Raw genomic sequence first — 21,679 nt, forward strand, 5'->3', positions numbered from 1 at the left:
TTTTTTATTTAAAAATAGTTATTTATTTTTTCGTCCAATTCATCTAAATTAGAAACAATGTCTTTCTTATTTAAATCTTTGATTTTTGGACGTTTTAACATGATGACACCTATATCTTTTAAATTAGCAGCATTGATTTTATTGATTACTCCTCCAATATCACCACTCTCTTTTGTTATTATAACACTTGCTTGTGTTTCTTCAATTATTTTTAGGTTTTCTTCTAAGCTGGAGGTACCTTTCATTTCTATGATATGTTCTTCAGGAACATTCAGCAATTTGCATTTTTCCAGAGATTTGGGAACTTTTAAAATTCTTGCATAAAATCTGTTTACCGGAACATATTTTAAAATAGCTTCCATAGTATTTGCTCCTGCAAGATGCAGTACATTTCCGGAAGTAAAATCACTAGCTATTAATTTTCCAGCTTCATCAAGGGAAGTTACTTCATGAACTCTTGATGTGTCAACATTATCAAGGTTTGATGGAGGTCTTTCAAAGCGAATATATGTTATGTTAAATAATTTGGATAGGCTAACAGTAGTTTGGGTGATATGTGATGCGTAAGGATGAGTTGCATCAATTAAAAGATTGAATTCATTAGTTTCAATAAGTGTTATGAATTCATCTTTTAAAAGTGGTTTAGCTATTGTGTCATCACTTCCGGACTCAATAGCTAATTTTGATCCATACTCTGTAGTTGTTGTAGTCAGAATATATGAATCATATTTTTCTTTTATGTGTTTGGTTATGTTACTTGCGTCTTTTGTTCCTCCAATAAGGAGGATGTTTAGTTTTTTCATTCTACCACAATTTTGTTTGCTATTTTGTTGGACACTAATATTGTAGCTGCGATTATGAATATCAGTATCCAGTCTGTAATTCCAATGCTGGTTGTTCTGAATATCAGTTGCAGTTCAGGTATGTATACAATTAATATCTGTAATATGAAACAAGCTATAATAGCCAAATAAAGATAAGTGCTTTTTTTATCTGAATTGGATTTTGAATTATATGCATTAAATAACTGATACATTACAAATAAAGTAAATGCTACAGTCATTGCCTGCTTTTGACTTGCGCCAATTGCCAATTTGTAGCTGAACAGTGCTATTGAACCTATTGCCATTACAAGACCTGCAATAAATATTTTTATCAATACCTTTTTATTCAGAATATCTCCTGTTTCAGGCTGTCTTGTCATAATATTTCTTTCGCTGCCTTCCATTCCTAAAGTTTGGGCAGGAGGTCCATCCATTACAATGTTAATCCAGAGCAGTTGTACAGGGTTAAATGGTACAGGAAGCATGAAAATACTTGTTCCGACAATTGTTAAAATAGCTCCTACATTTGTTGATACCTGAAATTTGACAAATCTTTTAATATTGTCGTATATTTTACGTCCTTCACGAATGGCAGTTACTATTGTTTCAAAGTTGTCGTCCTGAATAATCATATCTCCGGATTCTTTTGCAACATCAGTACCTGATCCCATAGCAACTCCTATAGATGCGTTTTTAAGTGCAGGAGCATCATTTACACCATCTCCAGTCATTGAAACAATTTCGCCTTTTTGTTTTAAAGTTTCAACAATTCTCATTTTCTGTTCTGGTTTTACTCTTGCATAAACTTGTATGTCGTCTACTATCTCAAAGTACTCTTCATCACTTAATTTATCCAGAGTTTCACCGTCAATTACTTTTCCGTCTGTCAGGATTCCAATTTCGCGGGCAATAGCTGAGGCTGTTTTTAGATGGTCTCCTGTTATCATTCTTACTTTAATTCCGGCTTTTTTACATGCAGCTATTGATTTATCAACATTTTCTTTTGGAGGATCAATTATTCCAACAAGTCCTGTAAATATCAAATCATTTTCTGCATTATTTTCAATATCTGCTGTATTTTTATATGCAATTCCTAAAACTCTCAGAGCTTTATCACTCATTTCATTTATTTTTTCAGTTAGTGTTTCCTTTACTGGATCATCAAGAATTTCAATACTTCCATTGTTATCTATGTGTTTACATTTATCAATAATAATTTCTGGTGCACCTTTAGAGAGAACCAAATACTTTTCACCATTTTCATGTATGGTAGTCATCATTTTACGACTACTGTCTAATGGAATTTCATTAACTCTGGGATATTTTTCCTCTAAATCCTCTTTAAAATAATTATTTTCCTGACTGTATTTTAAAACAGCACCGTCTGTAGGATCTCCAATAGTTTTACCATCTCTAATTGTGGAATTGTTACACAGTGCATTGATTTCTAAAGATTTGCTTTTATTGTAAAAAAATACATCTCTAACAGCCATTTTATTTTCAGTTAAAGTTCCTGTTTTATCACTGCAGATAACTGTACATGAACCTAAAGTTTCTACTGAAAGCAGTCTGCGAACAATTGCATTGGATTTGGTTAACTGCTGCATTCCTAAAGCTAAAGTTAATGTTAAAACTGCAGGCAAACCTTCAGGTATGGCAGCTACTGCAAGTGAAACTGCTGTTAAAAATGTTTCAACAATAGGGATTCCTCTGAATAATTCAAAAATGAATATAAATACACAAACAATAATAGCTATTACTGAAAGTGTTTTTCCGAGTTTGTCCATTTTCTTTTGAAGGGGAGTTGCTCCTTTTTCTTCCTGAATTACTTCAGCTATTTTTCCTATTGATGTATCCATACCTATGGCAGTTACAATTCCCGCTCCGTTTCCTAAAGTTACATTTGAATCCATATATGCTTCTTCTTTTGGAGATTTTTCAACAGGTACAGATTCTCCGGTCAAATTTGATTCGTCAACTTTCAGTCTGTTGGTTTCAATCAGCACTAAATCTGCGGGAATCTTATCTCCTTCTTCAAGAATTACAATGTCTCCAATAGTCAGTTCTTTTGCATCAATTTTTTGCACTTGTCCCTCTCTTCTAACAACTGCATGGGATGTTGTAACACTTTTAAGCATTTCAATTGCTTTTTCTGAACGGTATTCCTGTATGAATCCGATTATTGTATTTAAGAGTACAGCTATTAAAATTACGCATGAATCAATAACATCTCCAACAAAATATGCCGCAATAGCCGCAACAATAAGTAGAGCTATTAAAACATCAATGAACTGTTCTAAAAAGAGCATAACTGGACTTTTTTTCTTTTTTTCTTTTAATTCATTAAGACCATTCTGATTTTGGCGTTTTGTTACTTCACTAGAATTCAGCCCTTCTTTTGAAGTATGGTATTTTTTTAAAAATTCTTCCATTAAAGACACCTATAATATGTAAAAACTTGCTTTTTTATAATTTTTTAATCTTGCTTTTTTGGAACGTATATTTAAATCTTCATTACATAATGGTTTTATAATGAAAGTTCCCTTTACTTTTTGAGATAATTTTTCTATATGTGGCTGTAATTCGCTTGGAGGGCGAATAGAGTAGATAATATCAGCATTTTTATATAACTCTAAATTAGGATTTGTAATATCATCTTTTATTACTTCATCATCATCTGGTGAAATATCAGTTTTGATAATTTCTATATTTTCATTTCTCTTTAAATACTGGTATACTCCGTCAAATTTTCCAACAGCTATTTCCACTATCTTTGTCGGATTTTCAGTTGCCTGTGTTAAAATGAACTCTGCGAAATCATTCCACATTTTTTAACCTAAAAAATTATATATTTATTTATTGATATATAATCTTTCAAGATTAATTTAAATTATAGGTTTATAGATGATAATTAGAGAATTTGTTCCGAATGATTTAAAACGTGTTTGTGAAATAGAAAAGATGTCTTTTGACGAGTCTTATGAACTTAGCATGTTTAAACAGTTGCATGATATTGGTGCAGGTTTTTTGGTAGCTGAAGATGAAGGTTATGTTGTAGGTTATGTCTTATTTTGGATTAAATATGAAAATGAAGGCCATATCATCTCTTTAGCTGTTGATAAGGATTATCAAAGAAAAAAAGCAGGAACAAAGTTATTATCAAAAGCTATAACTGTTTTATCATTATTTAAAATAAATAAAATACTTTTGGAAGTAAATGAGAATAATCATGGAGCTATTGAATTTTATAAAAAATTTAATTTTGAAGTAGATAGGAAAGTTCCCCATTATTACAATAATGGTGATGGAGCTATGGTAATGTATCTGCCAATTATGGATTAATGCCGGTTAAATTACCACTTAACATTTGTGTAGCATTATTAAAAGTGGTTAAATCAAGATTTCCGGTTAGGTATAATGTCAATATTAAAATTCCATATAATACTAAAATAGTTAATTGAATATATCCATGTTTTTTAGCTACCGGATCTTTTCTTGTTGCAAGATAAAGAGCTAATATTACTCCAATTATTCCCCCAAGTAAAGAAAAGATATAACCGAGAATAATGATTATTTTACTGGTAGGTTTATATTCTTTTTGTTCTCTGGCGGATTTGCTGATTTCTTTTTTAATAACTATCGGATTTAATGTTGTGTTAATTCCGTTTAACTGGTTTTTGAAAATTAGTGGAGTACCACATTTAACACAAAATGTAGCTTCATCAGGATTTGCAAATCCACAGTAAGGACAAGCATTTTCATTTTCTGCTATTTTTGGGAATTCATATCCGCATTTGATACAAAATCCGTATTGGTCATCACATGTTGAGTGACATTTTGGACATCTTCTTAAAACCATATTATCATCTTCGTTATTAATAATTAGTATTTATACTATTTAAAGTTCTTTCATTAATTATTTATAAGGTGAAATTACATAAATATATTATTATATTAATTTAAGGGATTAAAATGGCAGATGTATCATCAAAAGAATTATATAAATTTAAAAAAACTTTAAAAGAATTATCAGAGAAAAAAGGTAGAGGTACAGAGCTTGTTTCCGTTTATATTCCTCATGATAAACAACTCAGTGATGTAGGTAAACAGATGAGGGATGAGCTCGGTCAGAGTGCTAACATTAAAAGTAAACAAACAAGAAAGAATGTACAATCGGCTATTGAAGTAATTTTACAAAGAATAAGACTGTTTAAAGTACCTCCTGAAAATGGTTTGGTTCTTTTTGTTGGTATGATTCCAAAAGGTGGTCCGGGAACTGAAAAAATGGAAACTTATGTTTTTGAACCTCCGGAACCTATTACAACTTACTGGTATCAGTGTAACAATGAGTTTTTCTTAGAACCTCTCGAATACATGATTGAAGAAAGGGAAACTTATGGTTTGGCAGTTATCGACAGAAAAGAAGCTACAATAGCTACTTTAAGAGGTAAAAAAGTAAATATTTTAAATCATTTAACTAGTGGTGTTCCAGGTAAACACAAAGCAGGAGGTCAATCACAAAGAAGGTTTGATCGTGTAATTGATTTGGCTGCTCACGAGTTTAAAAAACGTATCGGGGAACACATGAATGAAGATTTCCTTGCTTTAGATGAACTTGAAGGAGTTATTATTGGAGGTCCGGGTTTTACAAAAGAAGAATTTGTAAAAGGGGATTATCTTAACTATGAAATTAAAGATAAAATCATAGCTACTGTAGATACTTCATATACTGGAGAATTTGGTATTAGGGAAGTAATAGATAAATCTGCAGATATTCTAAATGATTTGGATGTTATGCAGGAGAAAAAAGTAGTTCAAAAATTCTTGCATGAACTAGTTAAAGACAAAGGACTTGCATCTTATGGTGAAAGGGAAGTTAGAACTAACTTAATTATGGGTGCAGTTGACACATTATTGTTATCTGAAGATTTAACTTCAATGCGTAAAGTTTTTAAATGCCCTAGCTGTGGCAGTGAAGAGGAAATCACAGTCAAATCCCAGAGTGAAGCAGATAAACTTGAAAAACCATGTTCCAATTGTGGTGAAACTTTAAAAGAAGAATCTTCACAAACTTTAATTGAAGATTTTGTTGAAAAAGCTGAAGAAATGAATTCTGCAGTGGAACTTATTTCTACAGAAACTGAAGAGGGTATGCAACTCTTAAGAGCATTTGGTGGAGTTGCAGCTATTTTAAGATACCATGTTGGATAAATATTTTTAATTCCATTATGGTTCTATTTTGAATATTCCATACAAACATAGTTATCTGGATGTTTATCATGATAGCTAAATGGATTATTTGCTCTTTTTGTTTTTTTAATTGGATTAAATGCATTTGCACCTTCATCTATTCTAATTTTGTCAATAATTTTAATAAATGTTTTTTTATCCATAGGATATTCTTTATTGAATTTAGCATAAAGTGAATAAGTAGTTTTTGGATTTTTTAAATAATCTTCTTTCAATTTGTCATATTTGGATTTTGATATTTTTAATTCATCAGTTGGTTTATATACAGCCATTTTGATTCTCTCTTTTTTTATTTAATTTTTGAATATTTTTTTAGTTAGCAAGATATTTTTTGGAAAACTTTAAAAATCATTCATTATTTTTATTTTTTGTCTACTAAAAAATGATTTTTACCTGTTTTCGTAGATTATTATGTAAAAAGTACTATATAAATACCTACTGTTTTTTTGAAAAGATATGATTTTGTCCAATTCATTTATTAATTGTATTGAATATTTTTTTATTTTTATTTAGAAAAGTGAAAGTTTTTAATAATAGAAAATATATAGTAATTATCATATTGTTAAATATTCTTGGTTATTCCAGGTCAAAATCTGAATGTTATTTAATGATATACACTGAACAAGTGTTGGAAATTTTTAGAAAATATTATTATTTATTCAAATAGATTTTTGAATTTTTTAATCAATTTCTAGAAAATTCTGTAATTATATATTTTAATTAACGGAGGAGAAATATTATGTCTTATGTAGATGATGTAATAGAATTAACTGTAAAACAGAACCCTTCTGAACCAGAATTCCATCAGGCTGTAAAAGAAGTATTGGAATCTTTAAGGGTTGTTATTGAAGCAAATGAAGAAGAATATAAAAAGAATGCACTTCTTGAAAGGTTAGTTAACCCGGAAAGACAATTAAAATTCCGTGTTCCATGGGTAGATGACAATGGACAAGTACAAGTAAATACTGGATATCGTGTACAATTCAATAGTGCAATTGGACCTTACAAAGGTGGATTACGTTTCCACCCTTCCGTAAATGTAGGTATTATTAAATTCTTAGGTTTTGAACAAATTTTCAAAAACTCCTTAACTGGCCTTGCAATTGGTGGAGGTAAAGGAGGTTCAGACTTTGATCCTAAAGGAAAATCTGACAGGGAAATCATGGCATTTTGTCAAAGTTTCATGACTGAATTATTCAAATACATTGGTGCAGACACTGATGTTCCGGCAGGAGATATTGGTGTTGGTGGTAGAGAAATTGGTTTCTTATATGGTCAATACAAAAGGATTAAAGGATTATCCGAAGGAGTATTAACTGGTAAAGCATTATCTTATGGTGGTTCATTAGCAAGAACTGAAGCTACCGGATACGGATTATTATACTTTACTGATGCAATGTTAAAAGCAAATGACATTGATATTAAAGGAAAAACTATTGCAGTGTCTGGTGCAGGTAATGTAGCTATTTATGCTATTGAAAAAGCACAACAATTAGGCGGTAATCCTGTAACCTGTTCTGATTCTACCGGTTGGATTTATGATCCTGAAGGAATTGATGTAGAATTATTAAAAGAAGTAAAAGAAGTTAAACGTGCAAGACTAACTGAATATGCTGAAGCAAGACCAAGTGCAGAATATCATGAAGGTAAAGGTGTATGGTCTGTTAAATGTGATATTGCTCTTCCATGTGCAACTCAAAACGAATTACTTTTAGATGATGCTAAACAGTTAGTAGCTAATGGTGTTGTTGCAGTTGCTGAAGGTGCAAACATGCCTACTTCTATTGAAGCTACTGAATACTTACAAGACAATGATGTATTATTTGGACCAGGAAAAGCTTCCAATGCTGGTGGAGTAGCTACTTCTGCATTAGAAATGGCTCAAAACTCTCAAAGATTCTCATGGGACTTTGATAAAGTTGATAAAAGACTTAAAGTCATTATGGAAAATATCTTTGCTAATGTTGATGAAGCAGCTAAAACCTACGGATTTGAGAAAAATTATGTAGTTGGTGCAAACATAGCTGGTTTTGAAAAAGTAGTAGATGCAATGAATGCTCAAGGAATCGTTTAGATTCATTTAATTTAGCTATAGTTAATTTTATAGCTTTCTTATTTTTTATTTTTTACAATATTAAGATATTTAGTTCCTTTTGGTGTTATACTGTAATATCTGTATCGTTTATCATTTTCATTAAGACAAACCACTAATCCAGATTCTTTCAATGTTTTCAGATATTTTGAGATGTGGTGGCTGCTGTCATTTATGTCTTTACTAATTACTGAAGGAATTTTATTTTCATTTTTTAGAGATTCCAGGACTTCTAATCTTTTTTTAGATCGGGATAATAAAGAAATGATTTCCATATCTTGTTTTTCATCAGTTAAATCTTCAAGCTCATCAAGTAATTTTTCAAGTTCTTCATCACTTATTTCTTCATCCTCAATAATAGTACATAATGGGATATCAAAAAGCATTTCATTATCATTATTTTTTATTGCGTTTTTTAGTTCTTTATTTTCTTTTTTTAATTTAATATTTATCTCTTTTATTTTTTTTCCTTCTAAAATTTCTTTTAATCGAGCATTTTCTTTTTTATTTATGTATTGTTTAATTCCAATTTTATCTCCATTAACTGAAAATAAAGAAGGTAGAAATATCTTGTGGGGAATTGTTATAGTTATAGCTATGTTTAAATCAATTTTGATTCCATTAAGTAATATATTTGGATTTACAATTCCTGAAATAGCCAGTAATTTCATTGAAATAAATGGATATTTGATATTTGTGATATTAGGTTATTTATTGTCTGTAATGGATGTGTCTAGAGTAAAAAGGATTATTATCTATATTATTGGGATATTATCTGTAATAATTCGTTATGGATATACTTATTGCATGTCAATAAATGCAAACATGTTAATTGATCATTTATTTGATTACACCTCCCTGTTAAGTGTATTTTTAGCAGTAAGTGTTTTTCTATTAATTAAAAATATTTCATGGGATAAATTAAATGAAAAAAGTGTAGCTGTGTTAGCTAGCTGTACTATGGGAGTTTATTTAATTCATATTCAAATTAAGTACACGATTTTTAACACTATTTTTCCTTTTGCCCAAACAAATTTAATTTATAGAATTTTAGGGACATTCTGTTTGTATATTCTCTCAGTAATAATTGTATTGTTAATTAAAAAGATGCCTATAATTAATAAAGTGGTTCAGTAGTTAAAAATTATTTTCATAATATTTATTAAATAGTTTAAATTAAAATAAAAATGCATGAACTAAACATTTTTCATGAGGTGAAAAATTATGTATAAAAAAATTTTAGTTCCTACTGATGGATCAGAAGCTGCGGAAAAAGAAGTCGAAAAAGTTGGAGATTTACTTGCTGAAGGTGGTGAAATCATCATTTTATCAGTTGCATCTGAATTAACTCCACACCAATTCCAAAGTAAAGATGATATTGATAAATTAAATCAGTCTTTCTTAGATGAAGCCCAATTTAATGTTGATAAAATGAAAGCTAAATTTGATCCAAATCTTAATATTACAACTAAAGTTCTTGTTGGTTTTCCTGCAGAAACTATTGTTGGAGTTGCAGAAGATGAAGATGTTGAATTAATAGCTATTGCATCATCTGGTAAAGGTAGAGTTACAAAATTCTTTATTGGAAGTGTGGCTGAAAAGGTTATTCACTCTTTTAAAAAAGATGTTTTATTAGTACATTAAGTAGCTATTTTTCATAGCTGTTTTATTTTTTTTAATGAGTTAAGTGACGGATTATAGTTTTTAACAGGATTAAACTTAACTCTTTTAATTATTTTAATTTAGCTTTTATTTCCTAGGATTAAATAAAAAAGCTATTGTTTTTAGATAATGTTAATCCTGCTGAAACTTGTTCTGTTTCTTTTTTTAATAAATTTTCTAATTAAAATGTTTTTGGCAATGATTTAATTTAAAAAATTATAATGGTTGTTTAATGGGGTCTGTCAGGTATGGAGAGATTATTTTTGAAAAGTAATGATGATATTTGGCATTGCTTAAGTGAGGGTGTTTTTTGGGGGATTATGTAAAACTTGATTATTGGATTTTATTGAAAAATTTTAGGTATTTGTTTGGATCATGTGAATAAGTTATATTTTTAGTTTATGTAGAATGTCTTAAAACATATTTATTTAATAATTGGGGGCATAGTAAACTATAATCTATATTTTATTTTTAATTTTAGTTTATTTTTAGCAGGTTTTTATAAACATTTATTTATTTTGTTAATTTATAATGTTTGTTAATTTATTTTTTTCCATTTTTGCTTTAATAATGTTTACTGGATTTGAATTGTTTATATTTTTATTGAAATATTTTATACAAATTTAAATAGTATTATTTTTAAATTATTAACTATAGATTACTTTTTTTTGAAGTGAGCTATATCTTATTAATTTAGAGAAATAGATTTAAATGAAATTAAATTCAAAAATATTAGTTACATTACTTTTTTGTGTTGTAGCTGCAGTTACTATAGGTATAGTAGCTGCTGAAGATGTCACGTTACCTGATGGAGCAACTTATGTAGTTCCTGATGGATTTGAAGTTCAAACTGATGATGATGGAAATACTGCTTTAGTTAAAGATAATCTTGCAATTATTGTTTTAGCTAGTGATGCTAAAAGTCCGGAAGATGCAAAAAAAACTCTTGAATCAAAAGGTTATACCTTTAAAAGTCAAAAAGATGTTTCTGGATTTGGTGATATAAAAGTATTTGAGCAATCTTATGATAAAGATGGAATGCCTATATATGGATATGTTTGTGAAGTAAATAATATCCAATATATTGTTTGTGCTGCAAATACTCCTTCTGATTGGGATGTTTCTGATAATAGTAATCCTGTAAACATTTTAATCAAGTCTATTGATACAAGTAATGTTCAAACTGAATAGATCATTACTTATTTTTTTCTTTTTTTATAAAACACTATTTGGCCTCTGTAGAATAGAAATTGTGAATTTTTATTTCTGTCAGTTGAAAATATATCAAAACTATTTTTTAACAAGCAATATAAACAAATTGGAGCATGTTAAAATCATTATCTAAAAAGATTATAGCTTGAAATTGGAAAATAATTAGTTAAAATCAGGTAAAATAATAAGCTTAATCTTAAACATGATTTTTATCGTTAATTTTATATAATTTTTATACTAAATCTTTAATTGTATTCTTTAATATATTGATATAATGAATATAATGTTTAGTTAATGGTAATTTTTTTAGATGTTTGTTTATTTTTTGATAATTTTAATTATCATTAATCAATTATATTTTATAAAATATAAAATAAATTATGATTCAATGGAGGTTTGAAAAGATTGAAACATGGTAGATTGTTAATTGTTATGTTAATGTTAATCTTATGTAGTATGCTAAGTTTTGCCAGTGTTAGTGCTACAGATTTAACTAATGAAACAATTGGGAATTTACAGGATAATCCTGTAATTGATGATAATAATCTGATTATTGGTGAGAATAATGATCCAATAATTAGTGAAGAAAATAATGGCAATTCTCTTTATGTTAGTGTAAAAGGCAGTAGTTTTGCTGATGCTACTTCTTGGAGCAGTGCTACTAATTCATTAGATTGGGCTATGTTTTTAGCTAAGGATAATACTACTATTTACATTGATAATGGAACATATAAGGGTTCAGATAATTCAAAAATTAAGATAGATAAGTCTGTAAATATTGTAGGTTCTACTAACACGGTATTTGATGGATTGAATAAAAACTATTTTTTCACGATTTCTGATGGTGTAACTGTTAGCATTAGCAATATAACTTTTATTAATGCATTTAAAAAGCTTGATTATCTTCAGGATAAAAAAAGCATATATGGTGCAGTATTGGACGTTAAAAAAGCAACAGTTTTTATTAACAATTGTACATTTAACAATAATCGTATGGCGCATATAGAATCTACAGGTAAGTCAAATTATGGTGGAGCCATTAGTAATCTCGGTAATATGACTATTATTAATTCCAGATTTTCTGGCAATTCAATGACTTCTGATGCACCGAATTATGCTCATGGAAGTGATGTTTATAATAATGGTTCTTTAAAAATATTTGATTCTACATTTAAAGGTTCACATATTGGAGATTTTGGATTTGGTGGGTCAATTTCTAATGATGGTAATTTAACATTAACTAGGGTTGTAATGTCTGATAGTAGAACTGATCAACAAGTTAAAGGAGCAGTTCTTTATAATTCTGGAAATTGTACTATGGTAAATTCCACTATTAAAGATTCTTTTGTAACTAGAGCTTTATTTAATACTCTTTTTGGCGTTGTTTATAATGAAGGTAATTTAAAAGCTATTGGGTGTATTTTTACAAATAATGGTGGAGTAAAAGACAGCTCTATTCCGGTTTATAAAGGTACTGTCAATATTTACAATGTCGGGGAAATAGATATAAGTTACTCTGCATTTTTAAATAACAAAGCATTACCTGAAAGTTATTCTGATTTCTTTGCAGATGGTGGTAAAAACATTTATTTGGATAATAATTGGTGGGGATCTAATGAAAAGCCAGTTAATAAGTCTAATGTTAATAAAGTGGAGTCATGGTTAATGTTAGTTGGATTTCCCGAATATAGTGCTCTTGATATAAATGGATCAACTGATATTTCAGCTATTTGGAAATCCAGTAGTGGAAAACCTATTAATATTAATTTATTCCCTATTTTTGATGTTTCATTTAATACTTGGGTTAATGGAACTCCACAAACAATAACAAAAACACTATTTGATGGAAGTGCTACTATTAACTATAATTGGACTCAAAAGAAAGGAAGCTATGATGTTTCAATTAGTTTAGGGGATTTTACTCAGAAAGTATTGGTTGATGTAGGTAAACTTGTATCAAATATGACTGTAAGTGTTAATGATATTTATTATACTGAAAATCTTGTTGTTAATGTAACTGTAAGTGGTATAGGTTCACTTCTGCCTGGAGGAAATGTTTCAATTATCATTGGTGGAAAAACATACACTGAAAGATTAGTTAATGGCAAATCAACTTTTAACATACCTAATTTGCTTGCCGGAAACCATACATTAAATATTGCTTATATGGGGGATAATGAATATTTTAGAGCATTTGCTTATAAAAATATCACTGTAAATAAATGTCCTATTTATTTGAACCTTTCAATTCCTGAAATTAAAGTTGGAGAAATAGCAAAAATGAATATACACGCATCTCCTAAAGAAATTCAAATTATGGCATATTTAAGTATTAATGGTAAACGTGTACAGATGATTGTCATAAATAAGGAAAATACTTCAGTTACAATTAAAAATTATGGTGGGGCTGGAGTGTATAACATTACAGTTGAAACATGGGGTGGTGAACTTGATGAGCAACTTTACGAAATGACTTCAGCCAGTGCATTATTGAAAGTAAATAAATATGAAACAAATTTAACTGTTAATGCTAGTGATGTTAAGGTAGGTGAAAATGTAACAATAACTATTAAAATAAGTCCTGAAGATGTTAGAGGGGAAGCAATACTTGTTATAAATGGTGTTGAAAGTAAAATATTTTTAAAAGATGAAATAACTAATGTAACATTACATGATCTGGCTGGCGGAAAATATAATGTGACTGTTATTTATCCGGGAGATAATAAATATGCTAATTCAACTGCATCAACTTCATTTTTCGTTTTAAAGGAAAGTTGTAATTTAACTGTTGATGTTGTTCAAAATGATAATCTTACAGGTATTGTTAATATAAAAACAAATCCTAAAAATTGTACTGGACTTATTGGAGTTTATGTAAACAATGTATTTTATCAAGCAAAATTAGTTAATGGAATAGCTAATATTTCTGTTAACTTTACAAAAGGAACTAATTACATTTATGTATACTATCCTGGAAATGACTATTATGATGAAGCATCATGGAATACAACGATAAATATAACTGATAAATGTATTTTAACTGGTGAAGATATTATAATGGTTGAAGGGGATGGATCTAAATACACAGTTAAAGTAACTGACTTGGAGGGCAATCCATTTACTTATGTGGTTGTTGTAATTGAAGTTAATGGTGAAAAATACAATGTAATTACAAATAATGTCGGTAAAGCTTCACTTCCTCTTAATTTAACTTCTGGAAATTACACAATATCTGCTACCTATGACTATACAAAAATATACAATAATATTGCAGTTAAACCTCTTGATTTTAATTTGACTGTAGATAACATTGAATATGGTGAAAATGCAGTTATTAAGGCTAATTTCAATGCTTTAATTAATGGAACTATCACATTTATAATTAAAAATCATTTAAATAAAACTGTTGAGGTAATCTCTGGAAATGCTAGTTATAGCTTTGGTGGATTAAAATTAGGCACTTATACTGTAGAAGCTATATATAATTCTAAACTATCAAAAACAACTTCATTTACAGTATCTAAAACTACTCCAAACTTAAATGTGGATATTAAGGATGTTCTTGCAGGACAAGATGAAGTAATCACATTAACTCTTCCAAATGATGCAACAGGTGAAGTTACATTTATTGTAGATGGAATAAAATATATAAAAACACTTAATAATGGAATAGCTACAGTTACAATCTCTGATTTATCTTTAGGAAATCATAGTTTAAAAGTGATATATTCTGGAGACAATAATTACAACAACAATACTGCAGACATAACATTCAGTATTAAGAATTCACTTTCAAAAACTGTCATTGAGGTAAATAACACTGTTTATGGTGAAAATATAACTGTAATGGCTAGTGTAACTTCTGGAGCAACTGGTAATGTTACTTTCATCATTGGAAATTTAACTAAAACAGTTGAAATTATAAATGGTAAAGCAGTAGCTGTTTTCAATAAATTAAATGCTGGAACTTATAGTGTTAAAGCAGATTATTTGGGAAATTCTGTTTATTCAAAGTCATCTGATGAAAAATCATTTAATATAAATAAAGCTAGTTCCCATATTGAAATTGTCACCAGTGAAATATTATTTGATAAAAATATTAGGATTTGGGCTGTTGTAAATGATGATGCAACAGGTAATGTTACTTTTAGAATATTGGGATTATATTCACCAAGAAATAAAACTATTGTTGGAGGTAATGCATCATGGTATATCTCACCTTTAGACAGCGGTTCATATGTAGTTGTAGCTACTTATAATGGGGATAATAACTATTTAAGTTCAAATACAAGTAAGGTTATTTCATTAAACCAAACCACAAGTATTTTAAAAGTAACTGTTGAAGTAGGTGAAGATGACATTGTATTTAGTGCAACTCTTAAAACAGAAGACGGTCAACTAATTACAGGTAATGTAACTTTGGAAGTTAACAATGAATTTTATAAAATTGTTGTAGTTAATGGAACAGGTATGAGAAGTATTGATAAGCTTCCGGAGGGCAAATACACATATTCTGCAACATATAAAGGAACTGATAAAATTTCCAGAGCTATAGATAGTGGTGTTTTTGAGGTTAAAGCTGTTGAGTATAATGTTATTTTAAATGCTCCTGATGTTAAAATGATTTATCATGATGGTACAAGATTTATAGCTACTTTAACTGATAAACAGGGGAATCCTATAAGAGATGCTGCAATTGAAATAACAATTAACGGGAAAACCTATACTAAAACAACAGATGAAAAAGGTGTTGTAAGTTTAGGGCTGAGCTTGGACAGTGGAATATATTCTGTTGTTGTTAAATTTAAAGGAACAGCAGATTATACTCCGATAACCAAGCAGGCGAAAGTTACTATTGAACCGACAGTTAAAGGATTGGACGTTGTTAAAATGTTTAGAAACGATACTCAGTATTATGCTATATTTACTGATTCACAGGGTAATCCTCTTAAAAACAAAGATATTCAGTTTAATATCAATGGTGTCTTTTACACTAAAACCACCAATGATAAGGGAATAGCTATGATGGGTATTAACTTAAATCCGGGCAAATATGTTATAACGGCAATCAATCTGGTTACTGGTGAGCAGTCAGGTAATAATATTACTGTAAAATCACTGATTGTTCAAAATGATTTAACAAAATACTATTTGAATGCTTCCAGATTCCAGACAACCATCTACAACAAGGACGGATCTTTAGCTGTAAATAAGGAAGTAACATTTAACATCAATGGTGTTTTCTACACTAAAAAAACTGATAACAATGGTGTTGCAAGCTTAGGAATTTCTTTAAGACCTGGAGAATACATTATAACCACGATGGTCGATGGATTAAGTATAGGGAACAAAGTCAATGTATTGCCGACATTAATTACTAAAAATTTAGACATGAAATACCTGGACGGAAGCAGCTTCACTGCACAAACATTAGATGGTCAAGGCAATCCAATAGCTAACCAAAATGTTTCATTTAATGTAAATGGAGTATTTTACCACAAACTCACAGACAATAACGGTATTGCCAAATTAGGAATCAGACTGATGGCTGGTGAATACATTATAACTTCCTACTGGAATGATTTCCAAACAGGGAATACTATAAAAATATCTTAAAAAAAGAGGTTATTTAATTAATCTCTTTTTGAATTTTTTTTTAGATAAATATATAAACTATTTTTTACATATACTTAATTGTCTTTTAGTTTGAACTTTAAATAAGTTTTTTTTAATCTTATGAGATGGCTTATTTTAGTTTTAAAAGATTTTATTAAAACTAAAAGGAGGTGAAAAAGATTAAATTAAGTCGAAAAATAATTATTACGTCTTTGTTAATGTTATTTTTCGTGATTATGGGATGCGTTTCTGCAAATGATTTATCAACATTAAGTGAAAATACTACTGTAACTAATATGACTGTTGGTGATGCACCGGATATTCCAGATGTGCCGGATATTCCAGATATTCCTGTTACTCCTGATGATCCGGAAACTGGTGATAATAATTCAGATGTGGTTAATTTGACTATATTTAACATTGATGAGTATTTTGTTAATGGTACTTTAGGAGTTGAGCATTCTAATACTAAATTTGTATTAACTCAAAACTTTGATAATTTAGGTCTTTTAAAAATTAAAGCAAATAATGTAACTGTTGTAGGTAATAATTTTACCTTGACAAATATTGCATTTTTGATTAATGGTAAAGATGTTACATTAACTAATTTCACATTAATTAATGAATTTGATTTTAAAGATGCTGACGGTGCTTCAATTCTTACATTGGCTGATAATACTTGTATACGTAATTGTGTTATAAATTATACTGTTCCTCGCGATACTGAAGGTTATGGTATTTCTGCAGTTGGAAGAAGAATCGCTCCAATTAGTGGTTTACAAGTTATTAACTGTACAATTAATTTTGAAGGTCATAATTATAAGAAAAATACATATTGTTATGCTTTAAAATTAAGTAATTGTCCTAATGCATTAATTGCAAATAATAGCATTTATACTCAACTTCCATTGAGGGATGTTAATTTTGGTGCAGTTGGAGCTACTTTAGACTCTGATTTTGTAGCAAGTGTAGGTATTGAGTATAGTAATAATTTAACATTTATTGGGAATATTGTTGCAAGTATTGTTAATAAAAGACCAGGAAGTTCTTTTCCTACATTAGATGGCATAATCATTGCTGATTCAAATAATTGTCTTATTAAAAATAACACTTTGTATATGGAAGATTTCGTAACTTTCCCAGGTCTTAATAATTATCTTTATGGTATTGATGTATGGCGTGTAAATAGTTTGACATTAGATTCTAATAATATAGCTATTTTAACAACTGGTGGGATGTTAGCTGCTGGTACTGCATACCCTATACAAATTACTGGACCTTCTAAGAGAATAAATATAACTAATAATGATTTATATTCAGTATCTAATGGGCCAAATATAGGAATTTATTCACAAAATTATTATGGTGATACTCAGTTGTATATTGCAAATAATAAGATTAATATTACTGGATTGGCAGGTAATCATAGTTGGGCACTTGTTGCAGGTATAGAAGCTCAAGATTCTAATGATACTATTGTTAATAATACAATTGAAGTTCATAGTGTTGCAGAAGTTAAGGATAATGATAATATTTATGGTATCAGTTATTCTCAATCAACTAAAGGTAACCATACTTTTATAATTAAAAATAATACAGTTACTAGTGAAGCAAAATATGCAATTTCGCTAATAAGTGCTGTAAATTCGGTTATTGTTGATAATTTATTAATATCTACTAGAAAAGATGCGAAAGCTAGTTATGATGCATTCAATACGAAAGGTGAATTTTATAATACATCCTATTATAATAATCGTGTAGTTAATGCATTTGATTATTATGCGGAAATTTACAATCATGTTGATGGTGGTTTTGAATTTAATTATACGAGCCCTACTAATGTGAACAATTTGACAAATAAAGTTGATGGTTCAAAAATAAAACCATGGTTCCCTAGTTTCCCTAATAGGAATCCTTTACTTCCTAAACCTGGTGATGGAAGTAGTGTTATTGTAACCCCTGATGAGGATACTGATAAAGAAACTTCAAATATTCCGGACAGACCTGATGGTGATTCTGGTTATACAGATGTTCCTGATTTGTCCGGTGATGATGGCAATTCAAAAAATCCTTCTAATGGTACTAGTAGTACAGATAAAGATTCTAACAAATTAGGTTTAAGCTTGCTTAATGCTTTGATTAATTTCCTGACTTCAAATACAGATAGTGGAGATTCAAGATCTAACTCATATAGTGGTACTGTACGTACAAATACAAGTACTTCATCTAGTGATAGTCCAAGTCTTGAAGGAAATCCATCTCCAGCAAGTAGTACTAAATCCTCTTCTGGATCAAATGCAAAAAGTACTGGAAGTTCTGTAGGTGAAGACAACGGACAATCTTCAAACAAAAAAGCATATGAGATTGATAAGAATATAATAAAGGATAATTCAAATACTATTGTCGCTTCCATTATATTGATTATAATCGTTGCATTCTTAATATTTGTTGGATATAAACGCAGAAAATTAAACGAAGAATAATTTAAAATTTAAATAGTCTTTTTGACTATTCTTTTTCTTTTTTTATAAAAAATAGTAAAAATGTAGGTTTATAATCTACCTACTTTAATTAAAGATTCAATAGGAACTTCTTCAATTTCAGAAAGTCCTGATTTATCAATTAGTACAGTAACAGCTATTGGTTCTCCACCATGATCTTTTACTGCATGAATAACTTCTTTTACAGTTTTACCACTAGTTATAACATCATCAACAATTACAACTTTTTTACCTTCAACAGATCCGAAGTTTGTACTTATAGCTCCTTCACCGTCATCTTTTTCTTTTCTGTGTTTGTGTGGGTGGTATACTGCAAGTGAGGTTTCAACTTCACTCATATCTTCTAAAAAGTCAGCCATCATAGTTGCAAATGGCACTCCGCTAACAGCTATTCCAAGTATTACTTCAGCTTCTCCATGTGATAATGCCATGTCACTTAAAGCTCCTGAAACATATCTTAAACGAGTTGAATTTCCACCTAAGCTTTTCCAATTTATAAAAAAGTCAACAGGAGCTTCTGGTTTTTCTTCAGCAGGTTTTTGAAGAGTTAACCATCTGGCTGTATCCATACTCACATTAAGTTCGTCAGCTATCTCTCCAGTTGTAAAACCATGTTGCCTAAGCTCTTGAGCTTTTTTAATTAATTTTTCTTTCATCAAAACCACCTATTCAAGTTCATTAAAGCTAATAGGCCTATGTTCTTTTGAGGATTTAGTAGCAGCTATTACCATTTTAAGTGCTTTAAGACCATCTTCACCAGTAATTTCCGGTTCAGTTTCATTAACAACTGAAGTTAAAAATGATCTTAATTCTTCTTTCAATGGTTCTTCATGTTTAATATCAATATCTTGAGCAAATTTACCATATACGTCAATACTTTGTTCGATATAGTCTACTGAAATGATTCCGTCAGTTCCAGTAATTTCAATTTGTCTCCTTTTGTATGGAGTTAACCAGTTTACTTCGAGAATTCCTGTAGATTCATTTTTAAAGTTAATCATGATTTCTGCATGGTCTTCAAATTCACATTTTTCTAAGATACTATTCATAGTACCGTAAACTTGAATGACCTCTTCATCAAATAAATAATTCATTACATCTAAATCATGAATAGCTAAATCGATAGTTACTCCAACATCTTTTATTCTTGGAGGGAATGGGCCTACTCTTTTTGCAGATGCAGATACAATATCTCCAATAACATCATTGTCAATGAGTTCTTTAGCTTTTTGAACAGCTGGATTGAATCTTTCCACATGTCCAGTTGCTAAAATAACTCCAGCTTCTTTTGCAGCAGAAATCATGTCTTCTGCTTCTTTTAGGGTAAAAGCTATTGGTTTTTCAACTAATACATGTTTTCCATATTTAATAGCTTCCATTACAACATCATGGTGGAAGGTAGTTGGAACACATACACTAACTACTTCTATTTCAGGATCTTTGAGTAAGTCTTCATAATCAGTGAAACCTTTTGCATCATATTTTTTAGCTACTTTATTTAATGTTCTTTCACTTACATCACTAACAGCAACTAAATTAGCTTCTTCTAATTTATAATATACACGTGCATGGTTGTATCCCATTGCACCTACTCCAATAACTCCTACATTAACTGTTCTCAATTTTATTCCTCCAATTAAACATAATCCTTAAAAATTTTTCCTATTTTTGTACCAAATTGGATGGCATCTCTTATTGATCCTTTTTCACTATGTTCTTTTAGAACTTCTCCTTCTTTGGTTAATAGGATTGAGTATATACAAAATTGTTTGTCTTTCATTTGTGCTATAGCACCAATTGGCCATTGACAACCTACACCTAGTTCTTCAAGCACTTGTTTTTCAGCAAGCACTTCTTGCCTGGACTGATAGTCATTTAATTTAGAAATAATTTCTTTTTTATCAGAATCTTTTCTAGTTATAATAGCTAGTGCTCCTTGACCTGCAGCAGGAGTGATATAATCTAGAGGAAACACTGTTTTTATGTGCTGTGTAAGATTTAATCTTATTAATCCTGCCTGAGCCATAATTGTTGCATCTAAATCACTATCATTAACTTTACTGATTCTGGTTTCAATATTACCTCTAATTGGTTTAAGTTCGAAGTTTTTATTGTGGTAATTACAAAAAGCTTCTCTTCTAAGGCTACTAGTTCCAAGTTTGGACTTGGGACCTAGTTCATTCCAGTTTTTATTAGAGATTAATACTTCATTTGGAGCTACACGTTTTGGAACTGCAACTATTTCAAGTTCTTCATCTAATTCAGTTGGTAAATCTTTAAAACTATGTACAGCAAAATCTATTTCTTCTTCAAGTAATGCTTTATCAAGTTCTTTAGTAAAAAGACCTTTTGCATCCATGTTGTATAATTGAGAATTAGTTATTTTGTCGCCTTTTGTTTTAATTATGTTAACATCAATGTTTTCATGAGTAATTGATGCTAAATCTTTACAAACTTGATTAGTTTGTGCAAGTGCTAATTGACTTCCTCTTGTTCCAACATTCAAAATATAATCTCCAATT

The 21,679-nt window shown here is 29.5% G+C and carries 17 protein-coding genes; 8 read left to right on the top strand and 9 right to left on the bottom strand.

Going from position 1 to position 21,679, the window contains the following annotated elements:
• Positions 1-8 precede the first annotated feature (8 nt).
• Genes cobK through K4897_RS07020 form a run of 3 tightly spaced genes read right to left on the bottom strand, consistent with a single transcriptional unit; the run spans position 9 to position 3,652 of the window.
• On the bottom strand, positions 9-803 hold the full coding sequence (cobK, locus tag K4897_RS07010; RefSeq protein WP_019267856.1) for a precorrin-6A reductase: 795 nt from the start codon (positions 801-803) through the stop codon (positions 9-11).
• Positions 800-3,256: a calcium-translocating P-type ATPase, PMCA-type gene (locus K4897_RS07015; RefSeq protein WP_250415819.1), complete on the bottom strand. Its 2,457-nt coding sequence runs from the start codon at positions 3,254-3,256 to the stop codon at positions 800-802. The genes cobK and K4897_RS07015 overlap by 4 nt, the downstream gene beginning before the upstream one ends.
• A gap of 9 nt (positions 3,257-3,265) precedes the next feature.
• Positions 3,266-3,652, bottom strand: coding sequence for a UPF0146 family protein (locus K4897_RS07020; protein WP_250415821.1), 387 nt, complete (start codon positions 3,650-3,652; stop codon positions 3,266-3,268).
• Between the two features lie 76 nt (positions 3,653-3,728).
• On the opposite strand from K4897_RS07020, the gene rimI reads away from it, so the two are divergent.
• Entirely contained in the window at positions 3,729-4,166 is a 438-nt protein-coding gene (gene rimI / locus K4897_RS07025; protein WP_250415823.1) for a ribosomal protein S18-alanine N-acetyltransferase, read from the top strand.
• On the opposite strand, the gene K4897_RS07030 is transcribed toward rimI, so the two are convergent.
• Positions 4,156-4,683 carry a zinc ribbon domain-containing protein gene (locus K4897_RS07030; RefSeq protein ID WP_019266635.1) on the bottom strand — a complete coding sequence of 176 codons (528 nt, stop codon included), beginning with the start codon at positions 4,681-4,683 and terminating at the stop codon, positions 4,156-4,158. The two genes, rimI and K4897_RS07030, sit on opposite strands and share 11 nt — an antisense overlap.
• 113 nt (positions 4,684-4,796) lie before the next feature.
• Here K4897_RS07030 and prf1 point away from each other — a divergent pair, with 113 nt between their 5' ends.
• The gene (prf1, locus tag K4897_RS07035) at positions 4,797-6,035 is read left to right on the top strand and encodes a peptide chain release factor aRF-1 (RefSeq protein ID WP_019264796.1); all 1,239 of its coding nucleotides are present in this window, start codon (positions 4,797-4,799) and stop codon (positions 6,033-6,035) included.
• 23 nt (positions 6,036-6,058) lie between these two features.
• On the opposite strand, the gene K4897_RS07040 is transcribed toward prf1, so the two are convergent.
• Complete coding sequence (locus tag K4897_RS07040) at positions 6,059-6,346, bottom strand: hypothetical protein (protein WP_250415825.1); 288 nt, start codon at positions 6,344-6,346, stop codon at positions 6,059-6,061.
• Between the two features lie 467 nt (positions 6,347-6,813).
• Between K4897_RS07040 and gdhA the strand changes: the two genes are divergently transcribed.
• Positions 6,814-8,148, top strand: coding sequence for an NADP-specific glutamate dehydrogenase (gene gdhA / locus K4897_RS07045; RefSeq protein WP_019264794.1), 1,335 nt, complete (start codon positions 6,814-6,816; stop codon positions 8,146-8,148).
• A gap of 38 nt (positions 8,149-8,186) precedes the next feature.
• On the opposite strand, the gene K4897_RS07050 is transcribed toward gdhA, so the two are convergent.
• On the bottom strand, positions 8,187-8,552 hold the full coding sequence (locus K4897_RS07050) for a helix-turn-helix transcriptional regulator (protein ID WP_250415827.1): 366 nt from the start codon (positions 8,550-8,552) through the stop codon (positions 8,187-8,189).
• Between the two features lie 124 nt (positions 8,553-8,676).
• Here K4897_RS07050 and K4897_RS07055 point away from each other — a divergent pair, with 124 nt between their 5' ends.
• From K4897_RS07055 to K4897_RS07075, 5 genes are all read left to right on the top strand, one after another.
• A complete protein-coding gene (locus K4897_RS07055) occupies positions 8,677-9,303 on the top strand; it encodes an acyltransferase family protein (RefSeq protein ID WP_250415829.1) in 627 nt (208 codons plus the stop codon).
• Between the two features lie 87 nt (positions 9,304-9,390).
• Entirely contained in the window at positions 9,391-9,810 is a 420-nt protein-coding gene (locus tag K4897_RS07060; protein ID WP_019264790.1) for a universal stress protein, read from the top strand.
• A 729-nt stretch (positions 9,811-10,539) separates the two neighbouring features.
• Positions 10,540-11,019 (top strand): hypothetical protein, encoded by a 480-nt coding sequence (locus tag K4897_RS07065; RefSeq protein ID WP_019266633.1) that lies wholly within the window; start codon positions 10,540-10,542, stop codon positions 11,017-11,019.
• 426 nt (positions 11,020-11,445) lie between these two features.
• Positions 11,446-16,656 (top strand): Ig-like domain-containing protein, encoded by a 5,211-nt coding sequence (locus tag K4897_RS07070; RefSeq protein ID WP_250415831.1) that lies wholly within the window; start codon positions 11,446-11,448, stop codon positions 16,654-16,656.
• Between the two features lie 236 nt (positions 16,657-16,892).
• On the top strand, positions 16,893-19,139 hold the full coding sequence (locus K4897_RS07075; protein ID WP_250416960.1) for a right-handed parallel beta-helix repeat-containing protein: 2,247 nt from the start codon (positions 16,893-16,895) through the stop codon (positions 19,137-19,139).
• A 68-nt stretch (positions 19,140-19,207) separates the two neighbouring features.
• Here K4897_RS07075 and K4897_RS07080 read toward each other — a convergent pair whose 3' ends face one another.
• From K4897_RS07080 to hemC, 3 genes are read right to left on the bottom strand one after another with little or no spacing between them, the layout of a single operon-like run.
• Positions 19,208-19,813: an orotate phosphoribosyltransferase-like protein gene (locus K4897_RS07080; RefSeq protein ID WP_019264785.1), complete on the bottom strand. Its 606-nt coding sequence runs from the start codon at positions 19,811-19,813 to the stop codon at positions 19,208-19,210.
• Positions 19,814-19,822: 9 nt separating this feature from the next.
• On the bottom strand, positions 19,823-20,779 hold the full coding sequence (locus K4897_RS07085) for a Gfo/Idh/MocA family protein (protein ID WP_019264784.1): 957 nt from the start codon (positions 20,777-20,779) through the stop codon (positions 19,823-19,825).
• A 14-nt stretch (positions 20,780-20,793) separates the two neighbouring features.
• Positions 20,794-21,663 carry a hydroxymethylbilane synthase gene (hemC, locus tag K4897_RS07090; RefSeq protein WP_019266629.1) on the bottom strand — a complete coding sequence of 290 codons (870 nt, stop codon included), beginning with the start codon at positions 21,661-21,663 and terminating at the stop codon, positions 20,794-20,796.
• Positions 21,664-21,679 lie beyond the last annotated feature (16 nt).

This window comes from Methanobrevibacter sp. TLL-48-HuF1 (assembly GCF_023617305.1).
Classification (GTDB): Archaea; Methanobacteriota; Methanobacteria; order Methanobacteriales; family Methanobacteriaceae; genus Methanocatella; species Methanocatella intestini.